At 40.2% G+C, this 20,595-nt stretch carries 18 protein-coding genes; 9 read left to right on the top strand and 9 right to left on the bottom strand.

The features are described 5' to 3' along the window. Positions 1 to 75 precede the first annotated feature (75 nt). The 7 genes from DP73_RS05710 to DP73_RS05680 all read left to right on the top strand — a co-directional run bounded on the left by DP73_RS05710 (position 76) and on the right by DP73_RS05680 (position 6,841). Positions 76 to 1,272, top strand: coding sequence for a homocysteine biosynthesis protein (locus tag DP73_RS05710; RefSeq protein ID WP_034598146.1), 1,197 nt, complete (start codon positions 76 to 78; stop codon positions 1,270 to 1,272). A 4-nt stretch (positions 1,273 to 1,276) separates the two neighbouring features. Continuing rightward, positions 1,277 to 1,678, top strand: a complete 402-nt coding sequence (locus DP73_RS05705) for an NIL domain-containing protein (protein ID WP_034598145.1) — start codon at positions 1,277 to 1,279, stop codon at positions 1,676 to 1,678. Beyond that, positions 1,679 to 2,425: a UPF0280 family protein gene (locus DP73_RS05700; protein ID WP_034598144.1), complete on the top strand. Its 747-nt coding sequence runs from the start codon at positions 1,679 to 1,681 to the stop codon at positions 2,423 to 2,425. A gap of 470 nt (positions 2,426 to 2,895) precedes the next feature. Beyond that, positions 2,896 to 4,041 carry a CapA family protein gene (locus DP73_RS05695; RefSeq protein ID WP_282432656.1) on the top strand — a complete coding sequence of 382 codons (1,146 nt, stop codon included), beginning with the start codon at positions 2,896 to 2,898 and terminating at the stop codon, positions 4,039 to 4,041. A 234-nt stretch (positions 4,042 to 4,275) separates the two neighbouring features. Continuing rightward, complete coding sequence (locus DP73_RS05690) at positions 4,276 to 5,334, top strand: DUF6385 domain-containing protein (protein WP_034598141.1); 1,059 nt, start codon at positions 4,276 to 4,278, stop codon at positions 5,332 to 5,334. 69 nt (positions 5,335 to 5,403) lie between these two features. Further along, entirely contained in the window at positions 5,404 to 6,420 is a 1,017-nt protein-coding gene (locus tag DP73_RS05685; RefSeq protein WP_034598140.1) for a DUF6385 domain-containing protein, read from the top strand. A gap of 106 nt (positions 6,421 to 6,526) precedes the next feature. Beyond that, positions 6,527 to 6,841: a hypothetical protein gene (locus DP73_RS05680; RefSeq protein WP_034598139.1), complete on the top strand. Its 315-nt coding sequence runs from the start codon at positions 6,527 to 6,529 to the stop codon at positions 6,839 to 6,841. A 25-nt stretch (positions 6,842 to 6,866) separates the two neighbouring features. Here the strand turns inward: DP73_RS05680 and DP73_RS05675 are convergent, their stop codons facing one another. Genes DP73_RS05675 through DP73_RS05660 form a run of 4 tightly spaced genes read right to left on the bottom strand, consistent with a single transcriptional unit; the run spans position 6,867 to position 13,708 of the window. Then, positions 6,867 to 8,447 carry a glycosyltransferase family 2 protein gene (locus tag DP73_RS05675; protein ID WP_034598138.1) on the bottom strand — a complete coding sequence of 527 codons (1,581 nt, stop codon included), beginning with the start codon at positions 8,445 to 8,447 and terminating at the stop codon, positions 6,867 to 6,869. 45 nt (positions 8,448 to 8,492) lie between these two features. Next, positions 8,493 to 9,980: a glycosyltransferase gene (locus DP73_RS05670; RefSeq protein ID WP_034598137.1), complete on the bottom strand. Its 1,488-nt coding sequence runs from the start codon at positions 9,978 to 9,980 to the stop codon at positions 8,493 to 8,495. Next, entirely contained in the window at positions 9,970 to 11,736 is a 1,767-nt protein-coding gene (locus DP73_RS05665) for a glycosyltransferase (RefSeq protein ID WP_034598136.1), read from the bottom strand. Before DP73_RS05665 ends, DP73_RS05670 begins: the two co-directional genes overlap by 11 nt. Then, positions 11,720 to 13,708, bottom strand: a complete 1,989-nt coding sequence (locus DP73_RS05660) for a TPR domain-containing glycosyltransferase (protein WP_034598135.1) — start codon at positions 13,706 to 13,708, stop codon at positions 11,720 to 11,722. Before DP73_RS05660 ends, DP73_RS05665 begins: the two co-directional genes overlap by 17 nt. 158 nt (positions 13,709 to 13,866) lie before the next feature. Here DP73_RS05660 and DP73_RS05655 point away from each other — a divergent pair, with 158 nt between their 5' ends. Further along, positions 13,867 to 14,661, top strand: a complete 795-nt coding sequence (locus DP73_RS05655) for a DUF6385 domain-containing protein (RefSeq protein WP_034598134.1) — start codon at positions 13,867 to 13,869, stop codon at positions 14,659 to 14,661. A gap of 52 nt (positions 14,662 to 14,713) precedes the next feature. On the opposite strand, the gene DP73_RS05650 is transcribed toward DP73_RS05655, so the two are convergent. Together DP73_RS05650 and DP73_RS05645 are read right to left on the bottom strand one after the other, a co-directional pair. Next, entirely contained in the window at positions 14,714 to 15,286 is a 573-nt protein-coding gene (locus tag DP73_RS05650) for a DUF6385 domain-containing protein (RefSeq protein WP_034598133.1), read from the bottom strand. A gap of 30 nt (positions 15,287 to 15,316) precedes the next feature. After that, on the bottom strand, positions 15,317 to 15,784 hold the full coding sequence (locus DP73_RS05645) for a DUF6385 domain-containing protein (protein WP_034598132.1): 468 nt from the start codon (positions 15,782 to 15,784) through the stop codon (positions 15,317 to 15,319). A 434-nt stretch (positions 15,785 to 16,218) separates the two neighbouring features. Here DP73_RS05645 and DP73_RS05640 point away from each other — a divergent pair, with 434 nt between their 5' ends. Further along, positions 16,219 to 16,443 (top strand): hypothetical protein, encoded by a 225-nt coding sequence (locus DP73_RS05640; RefSeq protein WP_034598131.1) that lies wholly within the window; start codon positions 16,219 to 16,221, stop codon positions 16,441 to 16,443. Between the two features lie 88 nt (positions 16,444 to 16,531). On the opposite strand, the gene DP73_RS05635 is transcribed toward DP73_RS05640, so the two are convergent. The 3 genes from DP73_RS05635 to DP73_RS05625 all read right to left on the bottom strand — a co-directional run bounded on the left by DP73_RS05635 (position 16,532) and on the right by DP73_RS05625 (position 20,571). After that, the gene (locus DP73_RS05635) at positions 16,532 to 17,527 is read right to left on the bottom strand and encodes a glycosyltransferase (RefSeq protein ID WP_034598127.1); all 996 of its coding nucleotides are present in this window, start codon (positions 17,525 to 17,527) and stop codon (positions 16,532 to 16,534) included. Positions 17,528 to 17,553: 26 nt separating this feature from the next. Then, a complete protein-coding gene (locus DP73_RS05630) occupies positions 17,554 to 18,504 on the bottom strand; it encodes a glycosyltransferase (protein WP_034598124.1) in 951 nt (316 codons plus the stop codon). Positions 18,505 to 18,720: 216 nt separating this feature from the next. Further along, the gene (locus DP73_RS05625; protein WP_242865709.1) at positions 18,721 to 20,571 is read right to left on the bottom strand and encodes a hypothetical protein; all 1,851 of its coding nucleotides are present in this window, start codon (positions 20,569 to 20,571) and stop codon (positions 18,721 to 18,723) included. Positions 20,572 to 20,595 lie beyond the last annotated feature (24 nt).

The raw sequence follows: 20,595 nt of genomic DNA, 5'->3' as shown, positions 1-20,595 counted from the left end.
TTCGAACCTGATTTTGGTAAATAGTCTTAAGCTAAAGTCAGTGGTAACACGTAACAAATCTGGAGGTGGAGAGTCATGAGTGTTGAAAAAACGTATGCAGAGATCAATTCAAAAATCAGGGAAGGCAAAGCAGTGGTTGTGACTGCCGAGGAGCTTATTTCTCTTGTAGAGGAAAAGGGTCTTTCCAAAGCAGCGCAAGAGGTTGATGTTGTAACTACTGGCACTTTCGCTCCTATGTGTTCCTCTGGTGCCTTTTTAAGTTTTGGACACACAAAACCACGAATGAAAATGCAAAAAGTTTGGCTGAACGGAGTATCCGCTTATACTGGTATCGCAGCTGTTGACGCTTATATTGGAGCAACAGAGATGCACGAAGATGATCCGTTGAATAGCAACTATCCGGGCGAATTTCGATATGGCGGCGGGCATGTTATCGCTGACCTCGTTGCTCGCAAACCTGTCAAATTAAAGGCTTTAGCATATGGTACTGACTGTTATCCACGCAGAAACCTTGAAACAACCATTACACTGGATGACATCAATGAGGCTATTTTGTTTAATCCTCGAAATTGTTATCAAAACTATAATTGCGCTGTCAATTTAACCAATCGCACGATTTACACCTATATGGGAATGATCAAACCGCAAATGGGGAATGCCAACTATTCAACATCAGGACAACTTAGCCCTTTATTGAAAGACCCGCATTTTAAGACAATCGGAGTTGGTACGAAGATTTTTCTTGGCGGTGGAATTGGTTATGTTGCTTGGAATGGTACGCAACACTTTCCCTCAATGATTGACGTCGATGGAAAGGAACTCGGGAGTGCAGGTGGAACCCTTGCTCTTACAGGAGATCTAAAGCAGATGAGCCCGCGATGGCTTGTTGGTACAAGTTATCTGGGCTATGGGGCAACACTTAGTGTAGGAGTCGGTATTCCAATTCCAATCCTAAATGAGGAAATTGCTCGCTACGCTGCTAAGAAAGATGAGGAGCTATTTGCTCCTATTGTTGACTACGGAGAAGCATATCCATCGTTTACACCGGGAAATCTGGGATATGTTAGCTATGCAGATCTTAAGAGTGGAAAAATTATTGTCAATGGCAAAGAAGTACCTACGGCACCTTTGTCTAGCATGCCTAGAGCTCGCGAAATTGCTGCAACCTTAAAAGGGTGGATTCAGAAGGGAGACTTCCAGTTGACTGAACCGGTTAAAACTCTCCCATCACCTGCTGATGGCTTTATTGCGCACAGTATAAAGGAGGATTGATTATATGTCGCCGAAGAGAATAGTACTCCGCTTTGGAACAGATATCTCTGTTAAGCCAATTGTATATCGCTTAGTAAAGGATTTTGATTTAGTAGTTAATATAGTGAAAGCAGACGTAAATCCTAAAAAAGAAGGAACAATGATCTTAGAGGTTACCGGAGATCAAAGTGAGAATGGACTAAACTATTTGCGTGAACTAGGTGTGTCTGTTCAGAACCTTAATCAAGAAATCATAAGAAATGAAGAAAAATGTGTGATGTGTGGAGCATGCACAGGAATTTGCCCGACGGGAGCCTTATATATGGAACGTCCGTCTATGGAAGTTCGCTTTGATGGAGATCAATGTGTTTTTTGCCAACTTTGTGTAAAAGTATGCCCAATGTGGGCTATGGAGGTCCGTCTGTAATTGAATTATACGGAACGAAGTTATCGGCAGCAGCACCGCCAGGAGGATCTAGTTCATTTTCAACTCGGTATTAATGAGACTGATCTTGATATTGGTATAAGAAAAGAACGCTTTTCCCCTGACTTAGTTAAATGGGTCGAAGAAACCATTCGAGCTTGTCGAAAACCCCTTGAAGAATACATTCAAAAAGATATAGATTTTGTAAGGGCACTAACGCCTTATACAATTTTGCCTGATGCCCCCCCTATAGTTCAAACTATGGCAGAGGCTGGACGCCTTGCAGGGGTTGGTCCGATGGCTGCAGTTGCCGGTGCTGTAGCAGAAGGGGTAGGCAAAGCAATTGCTAAACGGTCCAGGGACGTAATCGTGGAAAACGGTGGAGATATTTTCATGCGAACTAGCCGGATTCGCAAAGTAGGAGTTTTTGCCGGGGATTCTCCTCTTTCTAATAAGATAGCTATTGAGGTGAGACCTAGTCAGACACCGTTAGGAATATGTACGTCTTCTGGCAAGGTAGGCCATTCTTTAAGCTTTGGCAAAGCCGATGCTGTCGTAGTCCTGTCCCCTTCTGTCCCTTTAGCAGATGCAGTAGCTACTGCTACTGGAAATTATATACAAACAACGGATGATCTCGAAAAAGCTCTAGAATTTGCTTCGAGTATAAATGGGGTTACAGGTATCCTTCTAATTAAAGATGATCGCTTAGCGGCATGGGGTAGTATAAAGCTTTTGCCAGTTAATGCTTGAACATTATTTAAAGATTAAAATATTACAGTGCCTTCGGATAGTTACAGCAACTATCTGAAGGCACAATTTGTTAGAATCCTGATTTGTTGTTGTTTTTGTGCTTAAGAAGAAGGGTTTAGCTTTATGCTAAGCTTTATTTTATTTTTAAGGAAAAGAAAGAAACCTCCCCGTCGGGAGGTTTAAAGTTTTTGCGCTAATGTCTTAAATTTCTTTTATATAACTGGTACAACACAAATTTAGCACGAATTGAGGGAGGAATCAATGCCCAGTTTTTAGGAGTTTCTATAAAAAGTAGTAAATTTGTTGATTCAACATCAAATTTGATTTAACTAGCAGAACTTGGATAGATTTTTGGATATTTATAGAGGAGAAATACGATAGATAGAGAAATAATTATAAAGAGGTGATACAAACTGAAGATTACCAAGGCTATAAGACTTTCAATAATAGTTTTCTTATGTTTAGTTTTATTGGGCTGCGGTGCTCAATCAGTGGTTGGGCCTGTTTCAAATCAAACTCCAAAACAAAGTGCCGATGAGATACCAAAATTTTCCCATTCAGTTAAACCAAAGACCTCTGTACGGAAATCAGTTACGTTAGTGGCAACAGGGGATATTTTAATGCATAATACACAAATTTGGTCTGGACAACAAGCCAATGGATCTTACAATTTTGATCATTTTTTTTCTTCGGTCAAACCCTTATTAGAATACGGAGATTATACCTCCGCGAATTTTGAAGCAGCTATGGCTGGAGGTGAAGCTGGGTATACGGGTTATCCTAGGTTTAATAGCCCGGATGAGGTCGCAACCACTCTGAAAAGTGCAGGATATGACCTTATTGTTACCTCAAATAACCATATTTTAGATAGAGGGTATTCAGGAGCCATACGAACCATGAGGGTCTTACGAAATGCTGGTTTAGATATCGTTGGAACCTATCAAAGCCAAGAGGAAAGGGACACCTATTTCATTAAAGATTTAGATGGGGTTCGAGTGGGATATTTGGCTTACTCTTATGGAACCAATGGGATTCCTGTACCAAAGGAACAACCCTATTTCTTCAACTTCCTAAATAAAGAAATAATCTTAAAGGATATTGCTCAATTAAGCCCTAAGGTGGATGTCCTAGTTCTTGTCTTGCACTGGGGAGTTGAATACAGTTTACAGCCCACTGAAGAGCAGCGAGAGCTAGCTCGATTATTTCTCGAGAAGGGAGCAGATGTCATCCTGGGCAGTCATCCTCATGTGATTCAGCCAATGGAAGTTATGAATATTAATAATCAAGATAAACTTGTTGTTTATTCGATGGGTAACTTTATCGGGGATCAGCGCGGGGTTGAACGAAATAGCGGAGTGATATTAAACATTACCTTTCAAAAAGATCATACAAAGGGAGAAACCCTTCTGAAAGAAGTTTCTTATACGCCTACCTATTCTCATAGTTACTTTGAGAATAAGCGCCGTCAATTTCGAGTTGTCTCAGTTGAAGACGCTATACGAAAAATTCAGGAGGGAAAAGATCCCTATCTTAAAAGTTCGGATTTAGCAGTTTTAAAACAAGTCCTTGCTCAGACCCAAAAACAACTAGGTATGCCGTATAAACAAGATATATAAATTTGGATGTTAAGAGGGATTAGCTGAAGAGCCAAATCCCTCTTAGTTTTGGTGATAATTCCAGAACACCGTTTATTGTGAAATCCTTGCAAACAGGTAATTCTTCTGCCCTGAGGGCCTAGCAATAATTAATAGAGTCTTTGTCTGTTTTGAAGTATTAGTGATAATTTTGCCCGTTGGCTGATAGGATATTGAAAAGTACTTTATTTAACGTCCAATTGTGGGAGGTTAACGATGAGAAGAAATATGACAGGGACATTCAATAGAGTATCAAATGGAAACTTTCTAAGAAGGAGTAAAGCTCAAGATGATTTCCCCGATTCTTGGCTTCAAATCGGTGGCAATAATGAATCTACTTGGAGATTCATCTCGGAATCAAAGGTTAACTCCACTCTGGAGATTAATAATTCGACCGCCATTCGATCGGGAATCATTCAAACTCAGGAAGCATCGCTAAGCATTGGAAAGGATAAAGAATGGCTCTTTAAAATAATTCTTAAGGGGGGAAGGCCGGATACCCAGGTATATATATGGATTTATCCCATCTCATCACAAGGGAATGTATCAAAGCCTATAAAGTATTACTTCATAATAGGCTTAAAAAAGGAACAGATTTCACAGGTGATTAGTGCTGATTATAATGTAGACTTTTTTCGTCTAGAAATAGGAATTATGGGACAGGGGTCTCTTGATATATACAAGGTCATTGCCTATTCTCTTTCACCGAGCACTATGAAAAGGCGTGTGGTCAATAACAATAAAGCATGGACCCACAAAATTGAGTCTATTAAAACAATTGAAGAAATAAAGAAACCCATTCGACTGGCCTCTCCAATACCCATTCAAGTTCCAGTCAATGTCCACGCAACTGTTAGTGCAGATGTACGTAATTTAACACCGAGTCGAGACAAAGTACAGGTTTATGGAAATAACCAAGTTCCTATAGCTACTTCAGTATCTGGGCGTGTCCAAGTAGAAATTAGCAGTCATGAGTTTTATGAAAGTCTCGAAAATGTTACTGCAACCGAAAAAATGTCCACAACCATAACTAGAGATATTTCAGCACTTCATCGTTGTTCCTTCTCGGTACTCAATTTCGGAAGCGAGCCAGCATTTATACAGATAGAGCTAAGTCCCGACGGAATTCATTGGCTGACTGAAGATTGTTTACAGGAAGTATTACCTGGAAAGCTTGTGCTTGTTTCTCCTAAGAACTTTTTGCGATTTATTAGAATTTCCTACAAGGCTGAGAATTTAACGATGTTAAGAATTTGGGTTCAGGCTCAGAATTGATATGTTTACATAAATTATACTATCGTTTACTAGGATAAAAAATAAAAACTCTTAAAAGGTGGGACGGAAATGACTGATGAAAACCAAGTTTATAATAGTCATTTCCTGTTTGAGCATGAAGGCAACCCTAATTTTCCTGACGGATGGGCTCGAATAGGTGGAGATAGAACAACAAAATGGGAATGGGTCGGCTCGTCAGAGGGGCAGCGAGCTGTTAAAATATCACACCCTCAAGGGCCAAGAGCAGGAATTATTCTTGAAAATAATGTTATGGTTCCTGCAGGCGAAGGGCAACGTTGGGAAGTTGGCGTAGTCATACAAACGGAGCCGGCAGAGGTTTCGTGTTATATCCGAATATATCTTGGTGCTGTGAGCCAATATATGTTTACCTTTTGTTCCGGTCTAGGGAATGAGAAATATTCTCGAGTTTTCAGCACTCCCCCAGGTGTAAATGTGCTTAGGGTTGAAGTAGGGGTGCTAGGCGAAGGTGTTATTACTATACATGAAATCCAAGGCAGGAGGCTCTATCCGAAGGAAGCGTTGCGCCTCGATGAAAAGGGGCAGATATATATTCGGCATATTGAATCGATTGGGAAGATTCAAGCCCCAATGTCGTCTAGACTTGTGAGTCCACTTCCTTTGCCTGTTGATGTAATAAAACCTATTAAAGCAGATTTGCGAGAATTAACCCCTTCATCTGATGGGATAAGAATATACGGTAGCAATGGCAATCCTATAGAGTCTACGATAGAAGGTTCAGTACAAGTTAAAGTATCGGGAAGAGTGTATATACAATCTGTGGAGCAGATAACTTCTACTGAAATTCATATGGCCACTATCCCCAAAGATGTGTCCGAGCTCAGTGTGTTTTCGTATGCAGTCCAAAATATGGGGAACACGGAAGTGACAGTTCAGTTGCAAATAAGCCCAGATGGAGCAATCTGGACGGCAGATGATATAGAATCACAGATACTCCCCGGAACACTTGCAGTTATAACTCCTAATCGGTTTCTTCGCTATGTTCGTCTTATTTATACATCTGCCTTGCCAGCGGATCTAATTGTTTGGTTTCAAGCCCAGTGTTAAACGTCTAGTACCATCACTATCCAAACTGTAACAGATAGAAGAACACTAATTTCCTAGAGGAATATAATGGAAATAGGAGAAGCTGATTTTCAGAGGAGAGATTGGTATGGACGGGCTGGCTTTAGTTTTTTTCTTAGCGGTTCTTGTAGAGAAGGTCGTAGAGATTTTTAAAGATATTGTTTATACTGTACCCTTTTTTCCAGATAAATTTAGACCCCTTACTTTAGAACTATTGAGTTTAGCCTGTGGGGTCATTTTAGCTTTTCAAAGCAAAATTAATGCTTTCGAACTTTTAGATGTGGAGATTTCAAACCCTAGGGTGGGAATGGTAATTACAGGACTTGTTATAGGTAAGGGGGCAAATTTTGCCCATGATTTCTTTCATTCTTATGGTAAAAACAAGAAGTCGATAGAGAAATAATGGGGGACTTATGTCCCCCGAAGATTTACCTAGTTTCCCATTTAACTAGATTTGGATTAGGATCTAAAATCGAGAGATATTGTTCCAAACTCCCATAGTTACCGTTAGGATCTAGCCTTTTATATCGATAATATTTTTCTAACCGGTCTTGGGGTCTGATCCAGCCCAGGTGTTTAACTCTTAGTAGGCTAGTGCCTCCTCGTAAGTCTGCTATATTCTTTGGAAACCTTCCGCAATGTTGGGGGGTTTCTTGCCATTTGGCTTGAAAGCTTGAAATATTCCGCAGGATAAATGGTCGATACCATTTATGGGCCTGCCATAATGGATCATCCCGATAGTGGGTTTCCGTCCATAGATCGAAGAGACGAAAACTAAGGTAATCAATATTCGAAGATTGATTTAGTAGCTCGCTTAGTTCCTGAGGCCCATCATCTTCTAACATCTCATCGGCGTCCAATATCATAATCCAATCCGAAGGAGTCTTTAATGCCATTTCCCAGAGCTGCTTTCTAAGGATTATTTCGTTGTGGAACTGGGGTTCCTTGTTGGATTGGAGTTTTAAGGGGATCCCTTTCAAGGTTTTTTGGCATAGCTCTACTGTATCGTCTATACTTGCATCATCCAAGATAACAGCGTAATCAATGTAAGTTGCAGCCTGTTTTAAGACCCTTTCTAAATGTCGAGTGGATTCGTTGCAGACTAACATCGCAAGAGTCAAAGTACTTCTCCTCGAATTGGCACGCTGGATAGAGCCTGTCAAAGATCGATTATATGGAGATAGAATTAATTGCTCTGCTGGCACCTGCGACTTGCTTAAAGATAGTTGTTCTTTAAACTCCTGTAACTTTTCAAGTTCGGATCCTCGATAGATATGAAAAGGCGGGCAATGAGTATCCGCATAAAGCTCTAGACCGAGGGCCACAGCTCTAACACAGAAGTGGCGGTCTTCTCCGGTTAAACCTAGATTATATATTTCACTGAAAGATACTCCCCGTTCAAGGGCTTGTTGACTTATAAGGGTACAGGCTCCCAAACCCCCTACCTTATAAGTGCCCGGCTGAGAGAGCATATGAAGAAATGTTTGAGTTCTTTTGGATATTTCGACTTCAGTGAGCTGTTCTCTTCTAGATTCATAAAGAGTATATTGATCCTCCATCCAAACTTGAGGCAGTGGAATAAGCTCAGGTTTCCATTTCGTCCAAAAGACCTCGGAAACTATATCTTTTTTTAGAGAAATCAAATGAGTCAGTGTCTTGGGGTTTAGATAGAGATCGGAATCGACGATAAAGAGGTAATCATACTTTTCCTCGAGTGCTATCTTGATAAAATGGTCCTTATAGCCAGCGACTTTCCAAATTAGATCCTCTCTCCAGTAGTGAGTGGACTCATCACAAAGGTATGAAGCATTTGAGTTGCCAGGAAGTATGCGAACATTAAACGCTTCGAGGGCGAAGCGGGTGAGTAGATCATGGTCATTGTGATCATCAATAAAGATGAAGTCAAGCGCAATGTTTGTCTTTTCTAAACCAAGAAGTGAATTCAAAAATTCTGAGAGAATTTTTACCTGTTGTTTGACAGGACTGGCCAGGAGAACACGTTGGTTCATCTATTTCGCAGCCTCTTTCCGGTGAAATTTAGTTTTATTATCAAATTAGATGCTTCGGAAACAAAGAATAGAAATTGCTTGTTCTATAGTTTTATTCATTTTAGTTATTAACTTGAAATTATCATGTTCCATGTTTTTCATGAGAGCCATACAATTAATCAGGATCTCATTAAGGACTAGTCTTAAGGCTAAAGAAGAGACGTTCTGTATCGTATCAAGAGAGGAATAACTCTTTTGGCCCGGGGTGATCTTCAAGATATATTTGATAAATGGTGATAACTCATCTGGAGAATAGGAGACTGTATTTATCGTGCGGTGTAGAGTTAAGAAGAGCATCAAAAGGTGAGGCTCTATGCCAATATTTATAAGACTATTGAGCCCGATGTGCCAGGATTTGAAGTTAGGCCAGTTCTTAAAAACTAAAGAACGATTCAGTAAGGAAGTGACAGGGTAGCCTTTCCGAATCAGGCCGATCAATTGTTGCAGGGGATAAGATGAACACGGTTTAAACCCGAGAGCCCGATTGTAAGCATCTTGGGCAAGAGGGAATTTACCAGAAGATTGATAAGCATCTCCTAGTAGGCAACTAACTTGGTAAAGGGTCGCAAGGGTATTGGTCTCCAAGCATAATGATTGTTCAAAGTCCGCCGACGCGTGAAGAAAGTTCTCATTTTGAAGGTAAGCAAGCCCACGTAGATAAAGGAAATCCGCTTGATTAGGAAACATACTTAGAACCTTATTCGTAAAATCATTGAGTTCGAGTGTTTTTTCTAGGCGGAGGTAGCCAAGAGCAATGTTCAGAAGAACATCTTCAAAATAACCTTCATTACCTGTCAGTAGTGTTAAAGATTCAGTGAGATAATTCAGTCCTTTAAGGATAGAATTTTGTTGGTAGTATTCCAGTCCCAGGCAATAAAGCAGGAAGGGATTGTCTGGAGTGCTTTTGAGTTCTTGGAGTATAATTTGGCTGTTTCGATTAAATTTCTCCTTGATCTCTAAGCGATCTTTTTGGTAACCGTAATGAAGAATTGTGAACGGTACTGAAGCTAAACCACAACCATTGTTAGCTTTAAGAATTGAAGGGGCAATTTGCTCGTGGATCGCCCCTTCAAATTGATAATCTTGCTTGTTTCGAAACAGACGAACTACTTGATCAAAGGACTCATTTGCCATTGAATCAAGAACGCTTTTTATACGAAAATAATAGCCTTCAACCTGATTATCGGATAAGAGAGTCATGAATGTCTCGGAGTTTATCGGTTCAAGAACTTCATCGGCATCAAGAACAAGTACCCAATTTGAAGAGGCTTGTTGGAGGGCAAAATTTCTGGCTGCAGAAAAATTCATTGTCCAATTAAAGGTGAATATCTTTGCCCCGGCCTCAAGGGCTACTAGTGGAGTCTTATCTTTACTTCCTGTATCAACAACAATGAGCTCATCAATCAAGTCTCGTACACTCTCTATAGCGGCTAGTACTGAGTCTTCTTCATCTTTGACAATCATACATAAGCTAACGGTATCTTTAGTCATCATAGTCAATCCTCAACTGCTTAGTTCCATATTTAGTGGTAAAGCGATTTTTTAGATCCATCAAGCTTTGAGTATAATCACTAAGAAGCCACTGAATTCCTTTTTCAGTACTTTTCATAAGGGTTTTAAGGCCCTGGTTATAACTGTCGGCATAGGGGCTATGGTTAAAGTCATAAGCCTTAAAATGTTTGAAAGCAACGAAGAGTTCAATAGTAATTTCTAAAAGCTCCCTATCTCGAACAGTCAGAGGGATTGTTGGAAGTGTATGCTTTTGAATAAATCGAAGCAACCAAAGAAAAAGGTAGGCATTTGCTCGGGTAGGATAACCTTTCCAAAGGATAAGAGCTAGGGATCTTGCCTGCACAAAATCACCCAAAAGGAGCAGTGCTGTCAGTGAAAGCAATTGGGCAGAGTCATAATGAGTACTTTGCTGAGCAAGTTGAGATAAGGCTTTTAATCCAGTCTCTAATCGGCCTGTATAAATACAATATTTCCCATAGTAAAAGAAAAAGCGTTCATCATTAAAAAAGATCTCTTGATGAGTTTCTAAACAGTAATAAGCTTGTTCTGCATGATCTGATTGGAAGAATAAATCGGCGGAGGTTAGACAGAGCGTAGGATCTTCTAGGAGTTCGTGGTTCTTAAGATGCTCATAGCAGAGAGTGGAGCCCTTTTCTTTAAGCAAGTTAGCAAAAAGAGAATACAGTGGGTAGTGGTACTTGGGGTTAAGTTTCAGGGCATTTTCAAAAGCGGCTCTAGCTTCGAGGGATTTCCCTAATTGTTCATAACAAAAACCTAGGTGATAATAGGCTAAAAAACTACCTGAGCCCGTTAAATGGCTAAACATCACCGGAGGCGTGCCACATAAGATGGCATGATTAAACCACTTTAACGCAATAGGATATTCCTTCTTTTCTTCAAGAAGTAGTCCGCTCAGGTAAAAAATGTCTGTATAGTCAGGATACTTCAGGCTTACCTCCAGACAAAGGACTAGGGCTTCATCAAGCCGGCCTAACTCTTTTAAAGACAAAAGAAGATATTTTAGAGCTGGGGTTCGAAATAAAAGCTGATCATCATTGAGGTTATAATAGGCCTTCTCTATGAAAGGCAGAGCCCTGTACGGCTTACCCAGCATAAGCCACTCAACTCCCATGTAATAGTTTAGGAAAGGGTTATGAGGATCGTTTCGAAGCCCCCTTTTTAATAATTTAAGGTTGCGGCTTCTTTTTTCATGCTGTTTTTTAGGAGGAGGAAGTGTATGCTTTATAATAGGGTCCTTAGCAAGACCGACCTTTTTCTGATTTGGCAAAGTAACTTGTTCATGAATCGTGCCAATATAACGATAATCTTTATGGTTCTTAAACAATCTAAGCACTGAGAAAGTATTGTATTCTAAGGTGGAAGGTGATAGGGGGTTAAGAAGAGGAAGCAAGAAAGCTTCCTTATCGTTTTCATAATTAACTAAGGTATAAAGACTGTCTAGCTCTTTAAACTCTAGCTCTTCGTCAGCATCCAACGCTAAAATCCAATCTCCCGAGGCCTGGTTTATCGCGAAGTTTCGAGCAGCACTGAAGTCGTTGATCCAGGGGAAGAAGTAGATATTTGGGGTATAATTCCGGGCGATGGTTACGGTGTCATCGTCAGATCCCGTATCGACAATAATGATTTCATCGACCACATTTTTAACACTTTCCAGACAGTTGACTAAATGGGCGGCTTCATTTTTGACAATCATAGTGAGGCTAATCCGCTGCTTCATAGCTGGATGGAACCTCCTCTACTAACTTTTTCAATAGTTCGTTTTCGGGGAATCTTTCCAATGCTTCCTTTAGAATTGCCTGCCGCCAAGCAGAATAAAGACCAATAAGGCGAACGTAGCAGCGGGGATCTTCTGGATTTTGTTGAAGCGCCTGTTTATAATGCTGTTCTGCTTCAGAAACTTTCCCCAGGTGAGCGTATATCTCAGCCAGCTGGAAATGGGCATCCGGTAGAGAGTCTCTTTCAATCGCTGTTATAAAAAAAGGAATAGCCTTAATATCCTCTCCATAATTTAAAAAGATCTTGGCAATCTTATCGGAGTTTTCGATTAGGCATTCTGGATGAAGAGAATTTAAAAAATAAAACGCTCGGTCAATCTCGCCCATTGCAACTAAACGCTGGACAATGTCCAGCAAAAGCAGCAGGCCATCTGAGCCAAGAAGAAATTGAGAGGATGGTTTGGTTCTTTCTAAAAATGCCGGGAAGAGGGAAATGACATTTTCTGTATCTATCTCTAAACCAAGAGCATGTAGGTCTCGCCAAAGGGTACGAACTTTCTGAGGTTTTTCCTGTATCCAAACACAAAACAACTTATTGACAGCGGCGATTGGATATTCAGGACTATCTTCTGAGAAGTCATCAAGTAATCTCAGTGCTTCGAAGAAACGTCGTTCTTGTATGAGACAGATGGCTTTTCTAAGTTTAATATCAGACGAGGTTGGAAACCCCTCCTCTACTTGGTCAAAATAGTGCAATGCTAAACCGTAGGCTCCATGTCTAAAATAGATATCGGCCATGAGTCGATTAGCAGCCGGAGTACAGAAATCGCAGACTTTTTCTAAACATTCCTTTGTGTAAAGTGGTTCTATGGTGGGTCTTAAAATGAGAACCAGATGTTCTAAGGCGTGGGTAAAGTGGGGATTGTCGCGAAGGCTATATAGATAGTATTTTAGGGCTTCTTCATAATCCAAAAAGGACTCCGCAATTTGGGCAAGATAATAATAGGCTCTAAATCCTCTAACTCCCCCAAAGGAGGCATATTGGGGAGGTTGTTCAGGCATAGAGAGAGCCTGGGTAAAGACCTTTTGTGCTTGAGCAAATTGTTTCATCTCAAATAAAATTAGGCCCCGATAAAAGTAAAGGTCAGCATAATTGGGGAAGAGTTTAAGGCCCAATATTGCCGTATCGAGTGCTGCTTGAAGCTGTCCTGAAGATTGCTGAGCTATTACAATATAGCGTATAAGCTTTGGCAAAAAGATTGTATTTGGATCAATATCAGTTGCTGACTGGATTAAAACAGCAGCAGCCTCAGAATATCGTTCAGCTCGAAACAGTTCCACACCATAATGGTATTGAAGCAATCTATTGTTGGGGTATAATTTCAGTTCCTGTTCAATTAAGGCAAGATTTCGATTCTTCTTATCCTTATCCTGAATCACAGTGTCTAGATACCCATAATGAATAATTGTAAGATCTTCAGCCAGCTGATAACGGGCCCTTGAGTTATTCTCTAAAATGACATCTGCGATTTGTTCATGTATCGAACCACGGAAACGATACTCCTTTTTATTACGAAAAAGTCGAAATACAAGGTCGGGTACGGCTTCTATCCAACCTTCTTTACCAAGGTAATTAATAATTTTAACAAAGTATCCTTCAACAGCTTCATCTTTTACCAAGCGTTTTAAAATCTGCTGGCTATCTGGTGCTAACTCCTCATCAGCATCTAGAAATAAGATCCAATCTCCCTGGGCGATTTCCAAAGAGGCGTTACGTGCAGCACTGAAGCTATTATTCCAAAGGAAATGATTCAGGGTAGCACCATATTGTTGAGCAATTTGACACGTGGAATCAGTTGATCCTGTATCAATGATAATAATCTCATCAACAATTCCTGATACACTATTTAGACACCGCGGTAGGTTTTGTTCTTCATTTTTGACAATCATGCACAAACTTATTTTTTCTGCCATAGCTCGTTTTGCCTCTCATCTCTTTCTCGTTTAAATAATATATGCGTACAAAAACTGAAACTTTCCGTCGAGAATGAGAATAACATGTAATATGCAATCTGGATAAATATGTAAAGATTATTTCGAGATTGCTAAAGAAAGGATGGGAAAACAAGAACATGGCAAACTTTAAAATTTTTCAAGACAATCCAGATCAGGCAAAGGTAAAAATATACGGTGGGAATAACACAGCCCTAAACACGGATTCCTCTGGTAATTTGACGATCACCTCCACAGGATTGGCCATTACTTCCCCGTTGGACGGCTTGGCTATCACTTCCACTGGACTGGCGATTACGTCCCCGACAAATGGCTTAACAGTAACGGCAGCGGCAGAAGGTCTATCAATAACGCCTCCGACAGGTGGTTTGGCGATTACGCCTCCGACAGGTGGTTTGGCGATTACACCTCCAACGGATGGATTAGCCATTACCTCCACAGGTTTGGCGATTACGTCCCCGACAAATGGCTTAACAGTAACGGCAGCAGCCGAAGGTCTATCAATAACGCCTCCGACAGGTGGTTTAGCAATTACCCCGCCAACTAATGGTATTCTGATCACATCCCCTGGTTTAGCGATTATCGGGGCAACCACCGATGTTTCTGCGACACTTGCTAATATCACCGATACAGCAGGAAGTGGGGATGAAACTTATAATGTCTTAGGGGTTGAAACTTGGACTTTTGGAGTGGTGAATGCTTCGCTGGAAGCAAACGCTCAAGCGCTTGTAACGATGCAAATAAGCCCGGATGGAATAAACTGGTTAGATGAAGCGGGTCCGGTTACTATTAATCAAAACTCATTGACGACGTTAGTATCGTCAATATTTTTAAAATACGCTAGAGTATATTACAGTGCTGTTAATGCAGCAAGTGCCGTTACGCTGAATGTTTTCTTCCAGGGAGAGTTGTAGAATTCAAACTTAGGTATTAATAAATAAGAAAGAGCCCAGGCAAGGGCTCTTTTTATGCTCTACCATTATAAAAGGCAACAACATTTGTATTAGTGGAGGCCACAACCTTCAATCGAGCAAATTTCATAGCAACAGTTGTTGAAGTAATATTATTACTAGATGCTGATACACTTTGAGTACTTGAATTATCTACATAATAAGTTTCAATATCAACAGGCGCGACTTGAAGGGTGACATTAATAGTTGAAGAGCCGTTATTTCTAATAAAAAAGCTATTTTGGCTATATTGGCTAATATTTTTAGTTAATAAATACGTAGTTCCAGAAGCTACCGTTGTAGTTATTGTGTCCTCTACAAATCCTTGGCTACTTACTTGTACAGAATCTTGAGTTCCACTAAGATTTCTTATATCTAAATTTGAGGCGACCACAAATACTGAGTCTTGGTCAGAGCTCAAGCTTCTAATATCAAGATTTGTGGCTGTAACAGTAACAATACTCAATGGGGAAAACAAAAACATCCCACTAGAATCAACTGCTATGGGTCGAAATTGATTTCCATCTACACCATAAATCATGGTTTTTAATTTACTTGCATCGCAATTAAACACTAAATAATTTGGCATAGTCCTTAATTCCTTTATGTTTTTGTCAAATTATGATTGACCAAAGTAGTTTATAATTACGCTTCCCAATAACAAGGCTGATACACTGACCCGTGCATATTTCATTAGATGGTTTGGTGAAAATATTATTTTATCGCCAGCAAGGATATTAAATTGACTTCCGCTATTCACATAATAGGTATCAATATCAACTGGTGAAATTTGGAGTGTTGCAGTAACAGCAACTCCTCCTGTGTTTATTACTAAGTAATAGTTATTTCTATAATTGCTAATGTCTTTTGTAAGGAAAGTACGAGTTCCAAGTGCAATAATAGTTCCCGAATCAGAATCCTCTACAGGGAACTTTCTATTAATTTGGAACGAATCTCGCGCCCCATCAAAATTCCTTATATCTAAACTGGAAGCGGAGAGTGTTACATTATCCCTCACTTGATTAAAATTCCTTAGATCTAAATCAGTTGTTTCTATATTAATCAGCAGTAAAGGAGATAAAATCAATTTTCCACTTGAATCTATAATGAACGGCTTTGCAATAAAATTCTCATCTATTCCAAAGATAGTTGATAATAGTTTACTTGCTTTAACATTTTGGATTATATTATTAATCTTGGATCACCCCCGGTATATGATGGGTGTGGATGTAATTATAAAGCTATAAATTAGTATATAAAATTGAAGGAAGCTTATTACATGTTTGATTAATAATTTTGAAACCTAGTACTGTTACTAAATGGTAGTAGCCAAATAGGGCGAGGTAAGGAAGTTTATTTCACTTTTAAGAAAATTGAAGGAGGTTTAAAGCCATTCGATAAGCTAGTGAATATTATGGTACCAAATAAGCAAAAATTCTTTAATTCAGTGAAAGGGGAAAGATAAAGTAACAACTGGGTTAGGAGAATGTTTTTTTATATCCGTGTAAAGGGGGAGAAAATATGGCCCAGTCAAGTTGTATCAAATGTAGTAGTACTCAGTTTGAAGTTGTTCATGCCAATAATCTAGAAGGAACCACTCGATCTGTTCTCTTCGTACAGTGCAAAAGTTGTGGATCCGTAGTTGGGGTTTTAGATTTTTTAAATGTTAGTGTTAAAGCGGAGCGTATGAAAAATGATTTAAGAATTTTAGCCGAAAAGATATTGACTCAAATCAAAGATAGTTAAGAGTATAGTAAGGGAAGAGGGGACGCCCTCTTCCTCGTTTAATTATTATAAATTTCATTTCTCCTAATCCAGCTTAATACTAGGGGTATTAGCCAAGGACTTTATTATAGGCATCTAAAGTTATCTCTGCGACTCTCGACCAAGGGTAATATTTATGGATATGCTGCATCAAAGGCAGAGGTGAAGCATTGTAAGATTGTTCAAGGGCGGTATGTAGACTGGTGTTATCAAGTGGGTTTACATAAAGGGCCATATCCTGAAAATATTCTTTTGGACTTCCTTGATCTGTAGAGATGACAACAGTGCCGCAGGCACTAGCTTCTAAGCTGGATAGTCCTGGGGTTTCAAACCAGCTAGGTAAAGCATGGACTTTAGCCGCCGCATAAGCCGAAGCTAGCAGTTGCCCTTGGAGAGTACCGATATGAGTAACATTGGAAAAATCCAAGACGCTTTTATAATAATTTGGATCATTAACCGGGCCTAAAAGGACGAGAGCTAGACCAAGCTCATGACAAGTTTTTGCTAGCCATAGTTGGTTTTTGCGCGGGGATATGCGTGCTGCAGAGAGAACAAATTCCTCAGGTATATTTGGAAACTGTTCCCGGAAGAGCTTAGGAGTTGCGCCGATGAATGAGTCGGGAAACCCATTAGGTGCTACATGGTAATCAGCAATTTTGAGGAAGTCTTGATGTAGAACATCCATTTCAATTTGGCTGTTGGGAAGTAAGAGATCACATTCCCGCAAGAGTCGGGCTCTCATAGGCTGGGTATGTTTCCAAGCTGCAAGAGCGTTTGAACTTGCCCCTTCACGCTTAAGATAGGCATTGGGAGGCCAATAAATTGGAGAGATAATGATCTTTTTTCCTTGCTTTTGAGCATTGAGAAAAAACATGTAACTTTCTTTTATACGAGTGATATTGAAAATATGTACAAGGTCATAGGGGGAAAGATCAATGTTCGGATCAGATGAGAAATGTGCTTCAATTCCAAGGGCTTTTAAAGCTTGCCCAGTTGAAACAATTTGTACAGTATCTCCGGCAGGGTTTTTCATAAAGTCCGGACGGGCTTGGAAAAGTATTTTCATAAACAATCCTCCCAAGTCAGAGAAACTCAGAGTTTTTGTAGGTGCTTATAAACAGATTGCACGCGGTGCTGATAAGTATGTTTGTGGTACACTTCTTCTTGTCCTTGGCGAGCGATTTTTTCTCGCAGGTCTGCTCGGTTTAAGTAAAATCGAACGAGCTCTAATGTCTCGTCTGGATGGCGGCTCCAGACAAGGTGAACGTGGTTTTTAAAAAGATTCTCTACCGCCGGTGTCCAATGAGTCAGATAAAAGGCTCGACAACCTAAGGCTTCGAAAGTGCGCATGCTCATCATTGTTGGAGAGTCAATTACAGAATTTAGGCCTAAGACAATTTTAGCGGAAGAATATGCGCAAGGTAATTGATCATATGGCAAATAGCCTTGATACACTTTTGGTGCCAACGTATAATGATCTGTATTTGTCAGCCAATGCTCGTTTCCAAAGACTTTAAGATCATAAGGTTCCGATTTCAAGGGGGATAGGACTGTCTCTATGCCGATTTTGCGTTGTGGATATGAAGTATAGTAATTGGCAACAAGAAGTAAATCGCAAGAATACTTATATGAAGGCTCAGTCGGCTGATGAAAACTAGGATTACAGGCAAAGTGAAAATAGAGGGCCCGTATTCTCTCGCGCTGATAAAGGGATAGACATTCTTTGGCAGGGGTAAGAACCAGACTAGCTCCCCGTCCCAAAGGACGAGACATACGGCGCCAGTCTGGAGGATCATCAATGGCCCAATAGACTAAAGGGATTGAATAACGGCGTAAAAGCGGAAAGAGTTTTTGGGCCACTGTGGAGATTGATACACCTTCGGCTAGAGCAAATTTGGGTTTCCAGGTCCTTAATAAATTATTTAAACGATCCTCCCAGCCCGGTTGATGAACCGGAACTAAACGTATATCATCCATTGGAGAAAAGCCCGAGACTAGCCCTATATTTAACAAAGAGGAATCATTCAAAAAGAGAATATTCATTAGTTTATCTCCATTGATGTTTGGATTGCTCGATGGTAACTTCTAAGGTTTTAATTAAAGTTGCGGAATTAAGACGATATCGTTGAGCAGCCTGCTCAATACTCATAGTGAGTAAGCTTTTTGCCCCTCAACCAGATGTGAGAATTCCAAATTTACGAAATGCTTTCGCAGTTTGTGGATATTTACACAGAATATCCGCAATGTTAGTGTTTAAATCTATGTGATCCATTTGTTCCAAAACCCTCCTTTATTTTTAGTATCATCTTTTTCCGATTGAAGTTGAGAAATTTGTGTTTCGAGTTTTTCAAGAGAAGAGTCACTTTCTTCTTGCTTGACAAGCATGACCCGGAGAACTTGTGATAGACTTTGGGTTTCTTTTTCTAAATTCGACATAGCTTCTTTGACGGGCTCTAGTTCGTCAAAGGGAGGTGGGTCTTCTTGTTTTGGCTTAACAGTAGTTTCAGTTATTGCTTCCATTATTTCATTAAATTTGGTTAGCATGCTTTGGACAGCAGTACTTAAAAGAGCATTTTCTTGTTCAAGATGGGCGACGGTTTTGATCAGAGAATCTAGTTGGTCTGGATTTTCACTAGGCATCGAAGGAAGGACCTCCTCGTCACATTTTACTGAGATTGGAGTTTCTTCAAAAACATCAAGATTCTCAGCTTGTTCAGGCATCTGAGGTATTTCAAACATTTCAGATGTTTCTGTAGTTTTGATAACTTCTATTTTTTGAACTTCTTGGTCTGCGATAGGACTAGTGATTTCAGGTATTTTTGGAACTTCGGTAATTTCTGTTGCTGTTTTAGAAATTAAAGGCAGTTTTATTGCGTCAGGTACAGAAACTATATCTGGAGGGTTTGGTGTATTAAATTCTCGCAAATTAATCCCTGCCTGGATATTAGGAAGAGGATCATTATGAGGGCTGATTTTGTTCGGATAGAAGGCTGGAACAGGAGGAGCGGGTGTAGCAAGAGAAGGGTTTGGAGGGATTGGTTGTTTAGGTATAGAACAGTAGGGCGAAGGCGATGAAGTTTGCCTATCGACGGCAAATCCTAATTCTCGATGATATGCTGGAGTGCGTCGTAACATTCGATCTTCTAACCAGTATGTCTGATGGAAATACTTTCGACCTTTATGAACCCACTGAATGATTTGATTATATGGCGTGTGTGTGGCAATCAATCGCCACCCTTTGCCGTCGTTTTGCATTAGCATCTCTTCGCCAGTAATTGCTAGGAGCCATAATACGCCGCCAATTTCTAAAGCCCCAATATTTTTACATGGAGAGTTAAATGTTTTTATTGGAGCAAGAGACGGGCTCCAGCCACTTGACAATTCTTGGGCATCCAATTGCTGGGTTGTACGGAGTTCGAATTGCCCCGTTGGGGTTTTAACTACCCAAAAGAGATGATGAACATTGTCCGTTGTCATTAGTGCAGCCATATCCATGACCTCGCCGGGTATTCTCATGGTTTCAGTTGGAGATCCCCATAAATGAAATGTTCCATTAAATCGGTTTGTGAAAAGAAGAGAATGCCTGCCTTGGAAAGTAATACTGCAAAGATGAAGATTGCCTTGACTATCTAAGCTGACACTATAGAGAGGTTCTCGAGGATGAACAACCTCACCCATATGATTACTGCGCCAGGAATTACCGTTCCAGAACCGGTGTTCAATACGCCAAAGTTCGGGAATGGATTGGTGTGTAGAGGCGTAAAAAATATGTATTACTTTCCCTTGAGGGAACAGAAAAAGCTTACGATATCTTGTGCCGCGTACGTCCAGTTTAGCTATTAGGGTTGTCTGTGGAGTGCCTGCCCCGGAAATAAGAGTGTAGCAAAGATCTCCACTGGATTTGAGTACAACTATATGAATTGTTTTAGAATCTGTCATAATACCATGGGCTAAGAGAAGAGGTTCTTGAATCCGGTAAGCTGGTTCATGACTATTTGCATTAAATAAAGCACAGCCTTGTGAGTCGATATGTAAGTACGAAGATTCACTTTCATAGGTTAGGAGCAGCGGACTAACAGTGTTTCGTGTAAGAAAAGCCAATACAATCACTTCCTTTCTTTATATTTTTAGACC

Origin of the sequence: Desulfosporosinus sp. HMP52 (assembly GCF_000765145.1) — a bacterium.
GTDB lineage: Bacteria > Bacillota > Desulfitobacteriia > Desulfitobacteriales > Desulfitobacteriaceae > Desulfosporosinus.
Note: the sequence above shows the minus strand (reverse complement) of the source record. Positions and strands in the feature narration are given on the sequence as shown.